Annotated in this window: 5 protein-coding genes; 1 reads left to right on the top strand and 4 read right to left on the bottom strand. The window is 43.0% G+C overall.

The window, feature by feature from the left end:
* Positions 1–71: 71 nt before the first annotated feature.
* The 4 genes from V7K84_RS25160 to V7K84_RS25175 form a co-directional block, all read right to left on the bottom strand.
* On the bottom strand, positions 72–4994 hold the full coding sequence (locus tag V7K84_RS25160) for an aminotransferase class III-fold pyridoxal phosphate-dependent enzyme (RefSeq protein WP_334842061.1): 4923 nt from the start codon (positions 4992–4994) through the stop codon (positions 72–74).
* A gap of 3 nt (positions 4995–4997) precedes the next feature.
* Positions 4998–7025, bottom strand: a complete 2028-nt coding sequence (locus V7K84_RS25165) for a non-ribosomal peptide synthetase (protein WP_334842063.1) — start codon at positions 7023–7025, stop codon at positions 4998–5000.
* Positions 7026–7638: 613 nt separating this feature from the next.
* Entirely contained in the window at positions 7639–10314 is a 2676-nt protein-coding gene (locus tag V7K84_RS25170) for an alkaline phosphatase family protein (RefSeq protein ID WP_334842064.1), read from the bottom strand.
* Between the two features lie 405 nt (positions 10315–10719).
* Positions 10720–15492, bottom strand: a complete 4773-nt coding sequence (locus V7K84_RS25175; protein WP_334842067.1) for an esterase-like activity of phytase family protein — start codon at positions 15490–15492, stop codon at positions 10720–10722.
* A gap of 540 nt (positions 15493–16032) precedes the next feature.
* Between V7K84_RS25175 and V7K84_RS25180 the strand changes: the two genes are divergently transcribed.
* On the top strand, positions 16033–18558 hold the full coding sequence (locus V7K84_RS25180) for a molybdopterin-containing oxidoreductase family protein (RefSeq protein ID WP_334842069.1): 2526 nt from the start codon (positions 16033–16035) through the stop codon (positions 18556–18558).
* The last annotated feature ends 91 nt before the right edge of the window (positions 18559–18649 follow it).

Genomic DNA, 18649 nt, shown 5'->3' on the forward strand with positions numbered 1-18649 from the left:
TGAGTATTTACTATTTGCAAAAATTATTAACGCTTACTACACTTTCTATGCACTTGATTTTTGAAAGCACTTCAAGAAACACTTGCGACTTGTAAATATTTCCCAGGACGCTCGATATCCGGGATATACCAGGCGGGGTTTCCTTGGGGATCTCGTCCTAATTTGGCATCGGGTTGTGGAGGACGATTACGTAAACTGTTATTGGTTTCGCGGTTTGTTACTTCTATAGGCGGTGCAGACAAGAACCCAGCAGATTGCATTTCGGCAATACTTTCTTTAAAGGCTGCCATTACGAAAGCCAGATCGGCTTCGGAATGGGCTGTCGTCAAGAAGCAAGGACGGTGATCCCAAGTATGCACTCCCTTATCGCGCAGCAAGTAAAACAATAAATCTCCGTAGGGAAACTCTGGTAAAGACTTCACCATGAACAGGGAGCCGAAATTATAAGCTGTAAACGGAGCCTGAACTTGCTGGAAATAGCCCATAAGTTCCGCTACAAACTTATCGGTTCTAGCATTGAGATTTTGCTGTAAGCTGGGGCCATTCTGTTTTAAATGTTGAAGTACTGCTTTGGCGGCTGCTAGTGCTAAAGGATGGCGGACGAAAGTGCCGGCGAAGTAAGTCACACCTACTTCTGGAACGGAGTCATCGCCAAACTGCCAAAACCCACCATCCAAAGCATCCATATATTGTGATTTGCCAGCAATGACTCCAATTGGTAGCCCACCGCCCACAATCTTACCGTAGGTTGCTATGTCCGCCTTGATACCGAAATGTGCTTGAGCGCCACCTGGATGAATTCTGAATCCGGTAACAATTTCATCAAAAATCAGGGCAATACCAGCTTCTTCTGTGAAATCACGCAATTGCTGGAGGAATTCTTTAGGCTGGTATTCAGGGCGACGACTTTGCACAGATTCCACCATCACTGCTGCTAACTCATCAGCCCGACTTCTGAGGATTTCTAGAGACTCAGGTGAATCGTAGTCCACCACCAAAATGTTCTCTACCATTTCGGGTGGGATACCAGGAGCAGCAGGAATTGATCGGAGTTTTTTTGTACCTCGAACAATTACTTCATCCAAAATACCGTGATAAGCTCCAGAAAAGATAGCAATCAAGTTACGCCCTGTGATGGTGCGTGCCATCCGCATTGCTCCCAACACCGCTTCCGAACCTGTGTTGCAAAAGGCTGCTCGGTCAAAGTTGGTCAACTCACACATCAGCTTTGCCACTTCTCCAACTAAGGGAGTTTGCGGCCCAATTTCCATGCCGAGTTTGAGTTGTGCTTCAATTGCCTCAGTAATGAAAGGTGGCGACCAACCAAACAAATTCAACCCAAAGCCATTGCTTAAATCGACATATTCATTACCATCAACATCCCAAAGTTTAGAACCTGAAGAATGAGACGCCACGATGGGATAAACCATCTCTTTCATCATCGGGTTAAACCCGGAAACAGTTCTGGGATCTGCTAAGTAAGGGCGATGAGTTTGAGTATATTCTTTGGATTTTTGAGTCCGTTTTGTATATCTTTGGATAATTTTGTCTAGATGAGTGCGTTGTTGCGCTGTCAAAGTTTTAGTCTGGGTCTTTTCAATCCGAGCAGCCGCACCAAATGCCTTTTTAGCACCATTTGACTCTGTTTCTACTGATGCTGATTCTTTGCTAGTTTGGGTTGGAGGGACAGATACAGCATTTTGTGGCTTGACACCATTATTTTGAGATGTTGCCGCAGGCACAACTGGGATTGTTACAGATTGACTGCTATTACCCAATAGCGCCAATTGCTGGCTCATAATTTGTAGCTGCTGATTAATCACATTTTCTAGGATGCTACTAGATGCAGCAGGTTGGAGGGAAATCTTAGGTGCAGATCCATTCGATCCATTTGTATGAACTTCATGAACTACCAAAGTGCTTGTAGGTGTAGGTTCTGACAAGGGTACTTCTGGAACGATATCTGCAACGGTTTCTGTTAATCCTAATGCGGATAAAGTTTCGGGAGACAAGGCTGAATTGATAAAGTCAGCCAGTGTTCCTAAATTGGAGTAAATTTCTAGTAACTGCCTAAGTGTGACTTTGACTTGAAATTTTTTCTTTAACGCTAGCCCGACTTGTGTCAGAGATAAGGAATCTAATCCCATTTCTAAAAATGTTATCGAGTCGTCAACACTAGCAATTTCCAATCCTGAAGTTTCTTCGATAATTTCTTTGAGCAGGGGAATAAGCTTTTGCTGAGGGGATGTTGTCATAATTTGGGTCTTTTCTAATAATTGGGGATTTAAAAGTGTGGGAGTTGCTACACGATTGGGATGAGGTGGAGGATCGATCCAGAAGCGTTGGCGTTCAAAAGGATAAGTAGGTAGAGGAATTCGTTGTCGCGTTTCCCTTTGATAGAAGTTGCTCCAGTCAATAGATACTCCTGCTAACCACAGTTGCCCTACTGCCTTGAGTAATGCCGTCCATTCGGCTTCGTTCTCGGCGTTATCGCCCAAAGAAGGAATCGCAATCTGTTGTTTAATATCTTTTGCTTGTTGGCGGGCTAAGGTCGTAGTTGTGATTCGCGGCCCTACCTCTAACAGTAGGCGTTCTGGCTGCTGCCATAGAGTTTGTACGCCCTCTGCAAACCGCACAGTCTGGCGTAGATGTGTAGCCCAATACATCGGATCGGTTGCTTGCTGGGCTGTAATCCAATCGGCGGTAACTGTGGATACAAAGGGAATTTGGGGTGGCGATAATTTAACTTTCCCAACTACCTCAGCAAAGGGGTGAATGATGCTATCCATCATTGGGGAGTGGAAAGCGTGGGAAGTGTGTAATTGGCGACAGGCAACTTCTTCGCTTTCAAGTTGTTTTTGCAGAGATGCGATCGCCTCTGTGGGACCAGAAACTACACACAAGGAAGGGCCATTAATTGCAGCGATCGCTAGTTCTGGACTCAATCGCGGCTCTACCTCTCTGGCTGGTAGGCGCACTGAGAGCATAGCCCCTGCTGGTAACTCCCACATTAAGCGACCGCGAGTTGCAACCAACATCAGCGCATCTTCTAAGGTGAATACACCCGCAATACAGGCGGCGACAAATTCGCCAATACTGTGACCAATCATGGCTTGGGGCTTGACTCCCCAACTTTGCCATAGTTGCGCTAAAGCGTATTCAATGACGAATAGTGCTGGTTGGGTAAAGCAGGTTTGTCGCAATGAGATAGCCGCAGTTTCGCAATCGCTCGGTGCGGGATAGATGATTTCTCGTAAATCCTTGCCCAGCAAAGGCTTAAGCATTTCAGCACATTCATTTACTGCTTCCTGGAATACAGGTTCGTGGTTATAGAGATTCAGTCCCATGTTCACATATTGCGATCCTTGTCCGGGGAACATGAAGACAACGGCTGGATTGCGGATTTCTATGTGACGGGTATTTACTTGATTTGAATCTAAAGATTGGAGGGCTGCGATCGCATCTGTAATATCGTGACAAACTACACTGCGTCGGTAGTTAAAAGCTTTGCGCCCTCGCTGTAGGGTATAAGCTACATCAGCTAAGTTAATTTCGGCATTGTATTGTAAATGTTGCTGTAAATTCGCGGTTGCAGCCTCTAAAGCTTGACTAGTTTTTGCCGAGAGCAACAATAGCTGCTGTGGACGCGAAGATCCGGAACTTTGGATTTGTGGCGCTTCTTCTAGCACAATATGAGCATTAGTCCCGCCGACACCAAAAGAACTCACACCGGCTCGTCGCGGAGTTTCACCCTCCGACCATTCAGCTAGTTTGGTATTTACATAGAAGGGGCTATTGGCAAGGTCAATCTTGGGATTGGGAGCCTCAAAATTTAAACTAGGTGGGATCTTTTTATAATGCAGGGCGAGAGCGGTTTTAATTAACCCTGCTACTCCAGCCGCCGCAACTAAATGTCCGACATTGCTTTTAAGAGAGCCGATCGCACAAAATTGTTTAGCATTTGTATGTACCCGAAATGCTTGTGTCAGCGCTTCAATTTCAATTGGGTCGCCTAAAGGTGTAGCTGTGCCGTGAGCTTCAATATAAGAGATGGTTTCTGGGTGAAAGTTAGCGTAAGCTTGCGCCATTGCAATGGCCTCTGCTTGTCCGTCTACGCTAGGAGCGGTAAAGCTCACCTTATCAGCGCCGTCATTATTGATACCAGAACCTCGAATTACGGCATAGATGCGATCGCCATCATTGAGTGCATCTTCTAAACGCTTGAGGACAACTACTCCTGCGCCATTGTTGAACATTGTGCCCTGAGCGCTGGCATCAAAGGGACGACAATGCCCATCTCCAGAGAGCATACTGCCTTCTTGTGCCATATAACCGCTGTTTTGGGGTGTAGTCATAGATACACCACCAGATAAAGCCAAATCGCACTGATAGCTGGTTAAGGCTTGACAAGCCTGAATGACTGCTACCAAAGAAGTGGAACAGGCTGTATTGACGCTAACGGCTGGGCCTTTGAGGTTGAGTTTGTAAGCAGCACGGGTGGTTAAAAAGTCTTTTTCATTGGCTAACATCGTTTGGAATTCACCGATGCGATCGACAATTTCCATGCGACCAGCAATATGGTTAGCAAAATAAGTATTTTGACCACAACCAGCGTATAAACCAATCAAACCCTCAAAAGACTCTGATTCATAACCAGCATTTTCTAGGGCTTCATAAACCAACTCTAGGAATACTCTAGCCTGTGGGTCCATAACCACAGCTTCAAGTGGATTAATGCCAAAGAATGCGGCATCAAAGGTTTCGCCCCCAGAAATTATCCCTCTAGCTTTTACATAGCTAGGATCTTTGCAAAGGCTCGGATCGATACTAGGATCTAGTTCTTCATCTTGAAAGAAAGTCGTTGATTCTAATCCCTCGCACAGATTGCGCCAAAATTCATCGACATTTCCAGCGCCAGGAAATCTTCCTACCATGCCAATAATGGCAACACCATCAGTAGGATCTTGGTTATCGGATGCTTGCATATTTACCATTGCTTAAACACCTTGTTGATGATTACGGCGACGAGTACGAGCTGCTTGTTGCCGTTGGGCGCGATTTTGCAGCTTGTCAGAAGACGGTTGGCTGTTCTGGTTTGAATCCAAATACTTTGCTAAAGAGCCAATTGTTGAATACTGAAATAGCTTCACAGCAGGTAGCTCAATACCAAGTTCCTGTTTTATTCGCGCAGCAACTTGGAGAATTGAGATTGAAGTTGCTCCCAAATCAAAGAAATTATCATCAATCCCAACGCGATCGATTTTCAGCAGTTCGGATAAAATACCTACAAGCAGACGTTCTAAATCGGTTTGCGCAGCAATGTACGCTTGTTCTAGTTGCGGACGTTCTCTACTTGGTGCTGGCAATTTATGTCTATCTACTTTGCCATTTACAGTCAAAGGCAATGACTCTAACATCACAAATACTGATGGCACCATGTAATTAGGTAGTCGCTGTTGTAAGAAACCACGTAATTTATTGTGCGTATATCCACTGCTATAGTGAGGAACAATATAAGCTGTCAACTGCTTTTCACCTGCTTCATCCTGACGAGCTAAGACGACAATTTCCCGAACGTCAGGATGTTGTGCAATTTCTCGCTCAATTTCCCCTAGTTCAATTCGGAAACCGCGAATTTTTACCTGATTGTCAATCCGACCTAAGAACTCGATATTGCCATCTGGAAGATAACGAGCTAAATCTCCAGTTTTGTAAAGGCGCGTTGCTAAATTGCCATCAAATGAGTGAGAAATGAATTTTTCGGCAGTTATATCTGGGCGATTTAAATAGCCTCTAGCTAATCCATCACCACCAATGTACAATTCACCAGCTTCTCCAATTGATACTGATTGCAGGTTTTTATCTAATATATAAACTTGGGTGTTAGCAATTGGACGACCAATAGGAATCGAAACATCTGGCTGTAGTGGTGCTGTTATCGGATGGCAGCATGTGAAAGTTGTATTCTCAGTTGGCCCATAACCATTAATTAGTTGACAGTTATCTACTGTTTGGAGAAACTTCTGTACATGGGGAACAGATAAAACATCACCACCCGCTAAAAGTTGACGTAAGGATTTTAAAGCATCAATTTTTTCATCTACTATCAGGTGAAATAAACCGGCTGTCAGCCAAAGAGTAGTAACTTGGTATTGCTGAATAATCTGCCCTAATTCTTCTAAAGATGGTGTATTAGGAGGGTAAATTACTAGTCGCCCACCATTAAGTAAACAACCCCAAATTTCAAAAGTGGAAGCATCGAAGGAAATAGGAGCAAGTTGCAGAATTACTTCTTCAGGTGTGAGTTGAGCATAATTAGTTTCTTTGACTAACCTAACTACACCACGATGGATAACGCTAACGCCTTTGGGTGTACCTGTAGAACCTGATGTATACATGACATAAGCCAAGTTGTCAGCAGTGACACTAGTGCTGAGGTTCTCTTTTTTATTTAGGGCGATTGTATTCCAATCTGTATCTAGGCAAATTACAAGTGCTGTGTGAGTAGGTAATTTGGTAACTAGTTCTTTTTGAGTTAATAGTACAGATACCTGGGTATCTGACAGCATGAAAGCTAAACGTTCTTGTGGATACCCTGGATCTAATGGTACATAAGCTCCACCAGCTTTAAGGATAGCTAAGAGTGCTACAACCATTTCTAAGGAGCGCTCTATGCAGATTCCTACAAGAATTTCTGTTCCTACCCCTAGTGATTGTAGATGTTTTGCTAGTTGATTAGCACGATTATTCAAATCTCTATAAGTAAGATGCTGATTATTAAAAATTAGTGCTACAGCATCAGGTGTTTTCTCGACTTGTGCTTCAAACAACTGATGAATAGACGCTTGTTGAGGATAATCAGTTTGAGTATGATTCCACTCTATTAGTAGGTTGTTTTCAGATTCTTTCAAAATAGGTAATGTTAAATTATCTCGTTCTAAGTTATTTTCTGATGATGAATATTGACCATTAGTCATCAGTAATTCATTTTTATTTTGGGGCAATGAATTAGTTATTATTTTCATTTTTAACTTTAAGAAAAAATATTTATATCAATGAGCAACAAGGAATTGGGTGTATTTAAATTTAAGATGAGATGTTTATTTTCCGTATTTAGAGAAACAGATAAAATAAAAAGTGTGAAAGCATTTCCATATATTTGTTATTAGTGTTTCCACGTAGAATTTATGGTTACATTCTTAGCTTTAAATTTATATTAAAAGACTAATTTGACAAAAAATTATGCCGCAATCCTACAATATTTGTGTGAAAGGGCACTGACTCTAAGATTTAGTTCTCTCATTCTGACCTATTTCCTCCAAATCGCAGTTATTTCCAGTACATCTTCATTGAAAATTAAAACTTTAGAGATGTTTGCAATGGGAATATTAACTGTACGCAGGCTTATTTGGAGATAACAAGAAGAATTAATACCTTGAAGAACAAGGAATACTGCGATTTTAGCAACTGATAAGTAATGTAAACTCTTCGAGGTAGGTTGGACTCCAGCGAAACGAGAATAGGGTGAGCATTACAATGCCCACCCCACAATAACCAACTATTTGCTGTAGTCTACGTAATAGAAAACCGCTGTTTCAACTGATAGTTATTTCTGCTGTGCTGCACTAGACCAACAAACTAAGCCACAACACTAGCAGAGAAAACGAAATCATTTGCTGTCAGGTTAGTTGAAGTAATTTCTAGTAATGAAGCCAACTCTGTATTTCCGGTTTTTACGATAGTGTCAGCACCCTGTTGCAATAAGGTTAGGGCACTAAACTGAGTGACGCTAATCCCGCCCAGCCCAATTTTATCAATACCGATCGCAAAATCAGTCACGATGTTCTTACTAGATGGCAGACTGGCGTTAGCAATCCAGAACTGGTCAGCACCAGCACCACCACTCAAGCTATTACCACCACTTTGTCCTGCAAATAACACATCATCACTATCGCCACCAAACAGCGAATCATTTACACCGGAGAAGAGTTTATCATCTCCAGAACCACCATACAGACGGTTATTGCTACCTTCGCTCTTGAGGGTGTCATTGCCTGAGCCACCAAAGGATAATTGACGAGTACCTTCAACTACCGTCAAAGTATCAGCACCTACGCCTCCAAACAAATTATTACTACCACTAGCTTCGGCAACGGTAACTTCATCATTACCATTGCCACCATCAGCACTAGTATTGTTAGCAGGGCTATTTGCGCCAATCAAGACTCGATCGTTACCATCCCCAGTGGACACAGAGGAGTTACTACCAACTACCACCGTGTCATCACCTTTTCCAGTCAGAATTTTATTAGCTTTAGTACCCTCTACAAAGTCTGCTCCGTCACCTGTAAATAAGGTTTGATTTGGCTTAAGGGTGACATCATCACTACTGCTAGAACCAAATTGAAGGTCTAGTGTTGTTAGTCCAACAGTGCGACCAGCAAACCCTGCTGCTGTAAAGTACTGAGTATTCCCTACACTCTGAGAATCTAAAACTGTTGCTTGACCATTAGTAGTTTCTTCCGAAGTCAAGACTTTTTTAGTGGAGGAAACTACATCTGGGCCTCCCACCAGTGCTTCTGTAATGGCACGACCTTTCAAATCGCCATTACTGGGAATGTTTAACCCCAGAATACGAGCAAGTGTAGGCGTTACATCAGCATTACTGACAGGCGCATAGTCCACATAGCCTTGTTTAAAGTCAGGGCCAATAGCCTCCATATTATTGAAAGTATCACCTCGACCAAAGCTGCCATGCATCCCCTGCCCTTGCTGTAAAGTTGTATCAGCAATTTCTACTTGAGCTTGAGGGTTATTTGGGTTGCTTGGGTCTGTGCTAAAGCTTTTGAAGTTGATAACAATAGATGGAACTGGTGTTTGAGCATCACCTTTTAGCCCGATCGCACTCAGTGGTAAAGCGCCTGGAATGCTTCCAAATGCATCGTCTACAAAAATACCACTTATGTAGTCTTTCTGCGAGAGCAAATTCACTACCTGTTTAGCTAAGTCAGCATTGCCATTGGGTAGATAAATTAAGTCAGAACCACCATTGGCAGCTACAACTATTTTTGTACCTGGGTCAAGTTGGCCATTAATTACTTCACCTGTACCACCAATTACACCATTCCCAGAAATAGGACGTTGACCTTTTGTGGCATCAACAGTTGCATACTGGATCTGGTTGAGGTTTGGGGGAAGGGTTGTAGGGTTAGGATCGTATAAGGGTAAATCGAGATCGTGAGCCAAATCAATCGCCACAAAACCTGCTGGTAAAAATCCCGGATTTACGCCTGCATAAGTTTGGGTGGCAGCATAACTTGTAGTTTTTGTGCCTTGGCTATCAATAGCTTGTTTGCTGATGCTAGAAAAACCGTGGTCGGAAGTAATAAAGACATCAGTAGTCTTGTCCAAGCCTGTACTCTTGAGATAGTCAAGAAGTTGCTTTAAATTATCATCAGCATTTTTGACTCCAGCTTTTGAAGTAGGGCCATTGATACCTGGTGTCAAAGTGTTTAAACTATCACCCTGATTGTGTTGAGTACCATCGGGATCTCTTGACCAGTAGACCAATGCAAATGGTTTACCATCTTCCTGAAACTTGGGTAAAATTACTTTGGTTGTGGCGTCTGCAAAATATTGTTGTTGAGCGACATTGGCATTTAGAGTACCAGGAGTTGTATTATTACCTGCTGGCTGGACTCGCGGTGTGGTTTTTACATCTAGACCAGCGGCTTCTAAGCGATTGACAATATCTGGATCGAGTGGGACACCAGAAGGCGAACCTGCGGCTGTAGGCGGCGGTGTTGCACCGTTTGTAGTGTCATCAATAATAATTGTATCGGGAGTAGGAATAGTACCTGTAGTACCACCTTCTCGGTTAACTTGGTTAACATCTTGGATCGCAACAGGCCCTAATTTACCAACTGCTGCTGTGTTGAAACCCTGCGATCGCGCGTAAGCTAAGAGTGACTCTTCATCTAAAAAGTTGTTACCGGGGAATTTTTCATCAATATCCCCCAAAACCGCATCATTTTCGATGAATGGCGTGACACTACCATTGGCATTAGCACTAGGAAAACCAGTGTAGATAGTGTTGCTAAAGTCACCTGTATCACCAAGATAATGCCCCGTGGCGATCGCAGAAGCATTCGGCGTGGTAAATGTCGGAAATAGTGAATGACTATTGGCGAAACTAACTCCTTGCTCACGGATGCTATATAAAGTCGGGGTATCAGTGGGGTTTACAGAACCGTTACGCAATCCATCTGCAACAAAAATAATGACATTTCTACCGTTGCCGTTTGTATCAGCCATGCCTACCATTCCTTAAGTATTGTGAGTACAATTAATCACAGCAATTGCGTTTCTATGGACTGAGCGATTAATTACACTCAACCTCAGCAAAAATTATTGGCTACAGAAACATAAGTAGTATTTGGCGACAAAATGCTTAGTGTCCACACAAATTAGTGCAGATAATTAGATGAACTTAACTTTGGTTACTGTCTCAAAAGATAGTTGTTCAATGTTTAAGGAAAGTTATAAACAAGTTAAGATTTTGGACAAAAAGATCCCCGACTTCTTGAAGAAGTTGGGGATCTAATACTTTTGGTAGATAGCAAATCAAAATATGATTGCAATATCACTCTTTAGAGTTAGCAAAATCGCTACTGCTTAATTCATTTTGAACATTGAACCTAAGCTGTAATCATTTTTGAGCTAAAGGGCACTAGCAGAAAAAACGAAATCATTTGCTGTAAGGCTAGTTGCTGCAATTCCCAACAATGAAACCAACTCTGTATTTCCGGTTTTCACGATAGTGTCACTACCCTGTTGCAACAGTGTTAAAGCACTAAATTGTGCGATCCCAACACCGCCCAGCCCGATTTTATCAATGGCGATCGCAAAATCAGTCACAATATTCTTGCTAGTTGGCAGACTGGCGTTAGCAATCCAGAATTGGTCAGCACCAGTACCACCACTGAGGCGATTACCGCCCTGTTTACCAGCAAATAGCACATCATCGCCGTCGCCACCGAACAGGGAATCATTAACATTAGAGAAAAGTTTGTCATCGCCAGAACCACCGTTGAGACGGTTATTGCTACCGCTACTGCTAAGGGTATCGTTACCTGAGCCGCCGAATAATGATTGACGAGAACCCTCAATTACTGAGAGAGTATCATCACCTGCCGCCCCAAGTAAATTATTACTTCCACTAGCTTCCACTACGGTAATAACATCATTACCATTACCACCATCAGCAGTAATATTTTGAACCGGGCCATTTTGACCAATAAATATCCGATCGTTACCCTCTCCTGTGGACACTGAAGAGTCACTACCGACTAGCACCGTGTCTTCACCGTTTCCAGTCTGGATTGTGTTACCTTTAGTACCCTCTGCAAAATCTGCTCCGTCACCTGTGAATAAGGTTTGATTTGGCTGAACGGTAATATCATCGCTGGTAGTGGAGCCAAAATTAATTTCTTCAGTTTGAGGTTGACCTAAGCCAGGAGCAAGATTAAGGGGCTTCTCTAACTTCAGTTGTAGAATCTCATTGTTGTCTATAACTGGATTTTGAGGATCGTTTCCAGGACGACCTGTAGAGAAGGGATAGTTGTTGTCATTCGCTACCAAAATGGTGTTTTTGTCAACAACCAGAACATTTTCAATGGTTTGAAATGGGAAGTCGAAGGTGGTCTTACCATCCCCATTCAGGTCGTTGGGATCTTGAATGTTTAACAAGTCTGCAACTTCTTCTTTAGCGACATAGCCATTAGAATCTGTTTTAGACAAATCTATTTTGTAGATCCTCTTAAATTTAGCCGCAGCTCCTTGATTGTTATCCCGTTCAATGACTAGGTACTCATTATCATTAATGACTGCTAAATCCCCGATCGCATTTGCCGGATTATCCAATCTGTAGTAAAGCTTTTTATCAGTGTACTTGTGGCTGGCTAAATCAAATTCGTTAATCCGCAAAGCACCAGGAGTATCGCCTTGAACCGTACCTTCTAGGAGGAAATAAAGCTTGGTTTTGCTGGCGTTGATTGCTCCGCCTTCAAAACCTTTGGAACTACCCAAGTTAGCAAAAGCATCACCTGAAAGCACATCGGGATTTTGTGGCGATCGCACTACATTATACTGAGGATCGTCTCTGAGTTTATCCCGTACTCCATCGGCAATATCTGGGAAATCTGAGAAGAGTGCATCTACCCCTAATTGATAGAACTGCTGAATTTCTAATGCTAGCTGGCCTTTGTAATCTGCTGCTAAGTATTGATCTTCCGCCCGGAAGGTGTAAGGATGAACCTGCAATCCTGCATTGTGAGCATCTTGAATTAAGGTAGAAGGAGGTAATGTTGTCTTATCAGCATCATTGACTGCTCCATCCCCATTCACATCATCAGCTTTGCCGTCACCATTCGCATCAGTACCTTTGACGCTAACAATCATCCGTTTCCAAGGGCCAATACCATCAGCATAAGTGGCAACTTCAGCCAAGCCTTCTGGTGTTCGCAAGTCGCCATAAGTGCGAGTGTCACCACTGACTTTCAAATCATAAGGCTGACTCTCGATGATTTTGCCGTTGATGTCAATGTCACTGGCATCTAAAAGTTGGACAAGTGGAATGTCAACCCCTGCCGCAGGCATGATGGTATCATGCAATTCTTTGAGATTGCCGACTTCAAAGGACTGGATGAAGATGCGACTGGGGTCAGTAAAGTTATTTTCCTTGAGCGTATCGATTAATAACTGACTGATGTTTCTGTTGATTTTGTCTGTGGTGCCTACATAAGTGGCTTCATTAGCCAAATAAGTCGGATGCTTAGTTTCAGGGTAGATGCCAATTTTTTTACCTGTCTCGGCTTCTACTTGCTTAACCAAGTTGATTACTTCCGTGAAGGTAGGAATCTCAAATTGATCGTCAAAGGAATGATCGCGGAAAGGTAGACGTTCTTCTGCGCGTAAAGTCTTGATTTCAGCTAAAGTGAAGTCTTCAGCAAACCAACCTGTAATTGTGTTTCCATCTAAACTTACCGTTTTCTTGCGATCGGCAAACTCTGGATGCTTGTAAATATCTGTGGTTGTATTGTTGAAATTGACAGTACCATCAGCATTCAAAACTGCTAAAGCTGGCTCATGGCGAGCAATTAGCACACCATCTTTTGTAACTACTAAGTCAGGCTCAATAAAGTCAGCGCCTCGTGCAATTGCTTGCTTATAAGACTCTAAGGTGTGTTCTGGACGATAGCCGCTTGCACCTCTATGACCAATAACTTTAGGTGCTTCTCCATCTAAAGTTTTGAATTGGTCGGGTGTAGCGATCGGAGCCTCTAATAACTTACCACTGGCATCAAAATGCAGCAGGTAGGGGCCAAACTCGTCTCCCACCCAGATTGTCCCGTCTTTATCAAAGACGAATGACTCGACATCAAAGTCTGCACCAGTTAGTAATCTTCCAGTAGTTCCCTCATTCACAATTTCAAAAGGAACTTTGTTGTTAGGGTCAGAGAGTTGAATGTAGTCTAAAACTTTAACAGTACCATCGCCATTTTCTGTTCCCTTAAAATTCGGGTCTAGACGATTGATCCGCAATAAAAAGTCTTCACTATTATCTTTGCTACCGTAACCGTTATCTGACAGGAAGTACAAAGAGTTACTGTTAGCAAATTGGACACCGCTAAAGCCTTGAATTGGCTGTCCTGGGAAAGGCCCGGTTCTGCCATTGGCTGAAACATCTGCACCAGAAGCTGGCCCATCACTAAAGGTATCAGCAGGCAAAGAGGCAAAGCCTACTAACTCAACTTTTGGCACTATTGAAGCAAACATCGTTTGGTAGATGTGGGTTTGATCGTTTAAACCCGCAATTCCAGGAATCTCAGAACCGTAGGCGTTATAACCTTTACCTACCAAGCTATTTAACACTTCAGAACCAGCACCTTGGTAGTAAACAGGTACGGGACGGTTGGTGTGAGTTCCCCAACCATACTTGACATTGGGATCGGACCCCCAGTAATGTCCAACTTCTGCTGGAGTATCCAAATTGGTTAATGCTTCAGCACCTTGATTTTTTACTAAAGTCGGAAAATTACCGTCGAGAGTCAGATACTGATCGTGGTCAGCCGTAACGATCAGTTGGTTTTCTTCCCAACCACCATTTTTTTCAATCCAGTCAATCGTAGATCCAACTGCCTTATCGAAATCCAATGTGGTGCCAATCAAGTTGTCTATGTTGTTATCATGGGCAGACCAATCAATATCGCCACCCTCAACCATCAACCAGAAACCATCGGGGTCTTTACCTAATACATCTAATGCAGCGTTTGTCAAGTCATTGAGGGTTGGGTTTTCGTTAACCTCTTTGGCAATGAAAGATGCATCCGTCTCTCCGGGAAGCAGGGGACGTGTGGTGTCTACTTTGGCGTTATCACCTTGGTTAGTGAAAACGCTGAACATATCTAAACCAGTAGTGCTGTAGTCGCCGTTGGCAGAACTTACAGGCAAGTTACCGTTTTGACCGCGCGCACCGTATAAACCGAAAAGGCGATCGCCTTTTTCTGGATCGATTGTCGCCGCAGTTTCAGCTAGTTTCTGGGCAGCATTTTCACCGCGCTCTAAAAAGGTGTAATCGTAGAGGTTGTTTGTTGGTTTAGTGCTAAGTTCTGTGTAGGTAGATTGGCTAATGTATTCATTGCTCGTATTCGGCTCAACCCCTGCTGGTAATAAGTCTCCAGGAGCAGAGAGTGGGTGTCCACCACCAAGTAATACTGTTGGTTGATAGACACGGAGTTGCTGTTGCAAGATGTTGTCTAATGCCGGATAGTCAGCATCATACTTGCTGCGACGGTTAACGTTGGCAGCAGCAGCAGCAGGTGTCGCGTGGTCGATGGGAACTGAAGTTACTAAACCAGTAGATTTACCAACTTCGTTTGCAGTTTTGAGAATTGTTTCTAGAGGATTCTCGAAAATATCAACGCCAACAGCGTTGTTGTAGGTCTTGACCCCAGTGTACAAAGTTGTTGCGGTGTTTGCAGAGTCAGGATAGCTGTACTTAATATATTCAGGATCGTTACCGGGAGTCCAAGGATTAACGCCGCCTCTGGTAGGGTCATAACCAACTAGGTTTCCAACAGCACCATCACTGACTTTTGCACCACCTGTTGGGGTATTACCTTGGTTAAAAGTTGGATCGAAGGTGAAACCAGGGCGAACTGGGCTTTCTCCTGTGATGGGATTAGTCCCGTCAAGGGCGGAATTAGCAGTACTAAAAACTCCATTACTATCGGCGATCGTTGTCCCGTAGGTGGTTGCCAAACCGTAGCCTTGGAGTGTTTGAAAGTTGAGTCCTTGACCCTTACCTTGTGTATAAAAATCACTCAGATTAGCGCCTGTCTTACCATTTTGAATCTCTTTATAGATGGATGCAGCACGAGCCATTTCCCAGCCCATACCATCCCCAATCATAATGATGACGTTCTTAGCCATGAAAGAGAATCTCCCTGTGTTTATTGTTGAGATGGTCTTGGCTCTAGTGGAATCAAAAAAGTAATACAGCAGAATTCAGGAGTAAAACACGCTTTATACCTGGGTAAAAGACTTAGCTTGTGTACCTCAGCAACTTGAAATCTGCTGTATTATTAGGGCAAAATTTGTAGTTCTAGACATCTAGAGATGTAGTTGACTTGTAAACTTGTTGAGTCTGAACTATTAAATATCAACCACTATAATTGACATCTCACTAGAGGATTAAGGTATCAAAATTAACAAACTTAATTGCATATTAATTAACATACATAGCAAAAGTTGTGAAAAAATTGTGGACTGGTTAAGAAATGTTGTATTGCAATCTTTTGCTTAATGTGTTGGCAAAAATTTTGTGCATATTTCTGATGATATAAATAATTTTTTTTGCACTTCTGTGTTAGCGATTAAATTGCCCAAATATTTAGTTTTTAATAAAAAGCCGACTTTGCTATGTTTTTGTGAAAAGCTGGAATCAGTGCGAAATATAAGGAGACTATCTCCATGACATCAAAGGGCAGGAAAAAGACCTCACGACGTAGTTTCCTCCAAGGAGTAGCTATTAGCACAGCTGCGGTTACTGGAGTTGAGTTACTAAAAAAAGATGTGGCAGATGCAGCAGATGCTACAAGTGAAGGGCAGTGCGGGGAGATTCCTTCTCAAAGCACTGAATTTGACTTGACCGAGAAATCAGCAGCTTTACAGCCAGACAAAATTGTTAATAGTGCTTGCCAATTTTGTAATTCTCTGTGTCGTCTGAAAGTTCATGTCAAAGATGGACGGATCGTAGATGTCTTAGGTGAACCGGACGATCCAGTACAGGCTGGTGGGTTTTGCATCAAGGGGCCGATGATGACTGAGCTAGTCTACAATCGCTTTCGGCTAAAATACCCGATGAAGCGGGTTGCAGGAGAGAAAGGTTCAGCAGATTCACAATTTGAGCAGATTTCTTGGGATGAAGCTCTTTCAATCATCGCCAGCAAGTTCTTGGCACTCAGGGATGCAGGAGAAGCTAGAGCGATCGCAAATAAAACTTCTGGTAGATTACCACGGGGAACAGGCTCTTTGGTCGGACGCTATTTCAATTTGTTGGGCAGTCCCAACGATACTGATGTCGGGCCTGTATGTAACGATGCTGGTGGCAATGCCTTGGCCTGGACATTTGGATTAGGCAATTTTACCAACGGTTACGGGATTGATGGTGCGACTAAAAAAGAAGACTTAGGCTCGGCTAAATTCTTGCTGTTTTTGGGTACGAATCAAGCAGAAACTCATCCTGTTACCTTTACTTACCTTTTGAGAAGCCGAGCGAAAACCAAAGCCAAATTAGTAGTCATCGACCCACGCTTAACTCCCACTGGAGCGCAAGCTGATGAGTGGATTGCACCCAAACCACACACAGACTTGGCTTTAGTCTTAGCAATGCTTTACCACATAGTTACTCAGAACTTATATGATGCTGCTTTTGTACAAAAGTGGGTGCTGGGTTTTGACGAACTTAAACAACATCTTAAGAGCAATAATTACACACCAGAATGGGCGGCAGAAATTACAGATGTTCCAGTATCAAAAATCAAATTTCTAGCTGAAACTTATGCTCAAACCAAGCCCGCTGCCATTTTCTGTAACGCAGGTATTTCCCATCAACTGAATGCTTTTGATACTTACCGCTGTCTGGCATTCTTGGCGGCGATTACGGGCAATATTGGTATTCCTGGTGGTGGCTGCAATTTCATGCACAATACTTGGCCTGGGGGATTAAATCTACCACCGATTCAAGGCAAGATACCTAAAAAAGACATAGCTTTACCAGTTGGGCCAGATTATTTTGCCGAAGCTATCATCTCAGGTCAACCTTATCGACTCAAAGCACTCATAACTCAAGGCAATCCTCTGTTAGCTTGTTCCAACACAACTAAAGTACAACAGGCTTACCGCCAATTAGAATTTTATGTTTACACGGGATTATTTATGGAGGAATCGGCTTATTATGCCGACATCATCTTGCCCGTCACTAGTGGTTTTGAGATGGAAACTGTCTATATGCGACGAGATGACAGGGCAATTCGTTGGCAACAACAAGTAGTTCCTCCTGTAGGCGAATCGAAACCAGATTGGCACATTTGGATTGAATTAGCACACGCCACAGCTAAACTAGATAAACGTAATCCACCGCAATACTGGCAAGATAACTTTCCTTCTTCTTGGAAAGACTACCGCCATCTGTGGGCAACTTTTGTGGCGAACACTCCAGGAATGGCTGGTATGACTCAACAAAGGCTGAGTGAACGCACCGAACCCTTACGTTGGCCTTGCCCAACAGTAGATCATCCTGGTGTCAGCACTCTTTATCTGGATCGTCCGTCTTGGTATCAGGCCGCAGAAAGCCTCAATGTTGATAATATTGGTAAGCGATTTCTAACTCCTAGTGGAAAAGTGGAAATCTACACTTCAGAGTTACAAAAGCAGTTGACCAAAGCAGGACACTCTGCATTACCTATTTTCTATACCCACCCTGAAGTTACAGGTAGAAATCCGACAATCGAGTATTTAGGAGAGTTAGTAAAAAATCCGGTAAATCCCCACGCACTGACTCACAATGTGAAGTTGGGCAAACTTTCTACTGGTGAAGTACATAAACAATATCCACTCATGGGGACAACTGGCAGGTCTAGTGTAGTTCATTTTCATTCCATTACTCATTGGACTTACACAGGTAAGCAAAAAAATGGTGTTCGCTTAGTACAAATTCACCCAAAAACCGCGCAAACTGCTGGTATTGAAAATGGTGATGAGATTATTGTCGAAAGTCTCAGAGGATCGATCAAAGGCACAGCATTGCTTTGGCAGGGAATTCGAGAAGATACTATTTTTGTGCCTAATTGGTTTGGCTCTCAACAGAAGATGGCTCAAGATTTAGGCACACCATACTATGAAGCAGCTAATGTCTTGATCGACCAAAAGTACTATGACAATCTTTCAGGACAGCAAGCTTTTAAATGTTTTGCGTGCCGAATAAAAAAAGCATAATGGAAACTGAGAAGCGCCAATCGAAGTATTTTTGAAATGTTTGGGTGAGTTGAAGCGATCGCATTTGACCCCGTTTGAGAACAGACTGTTG

Source organism: Nostoc sp. (assembly GCF_036917315.1).
Lineage (GTDB): Bacteria > Cyanobacteriota > Cyanobacteriia > Cyanobacteriales > Nostocaceae > Nostoc.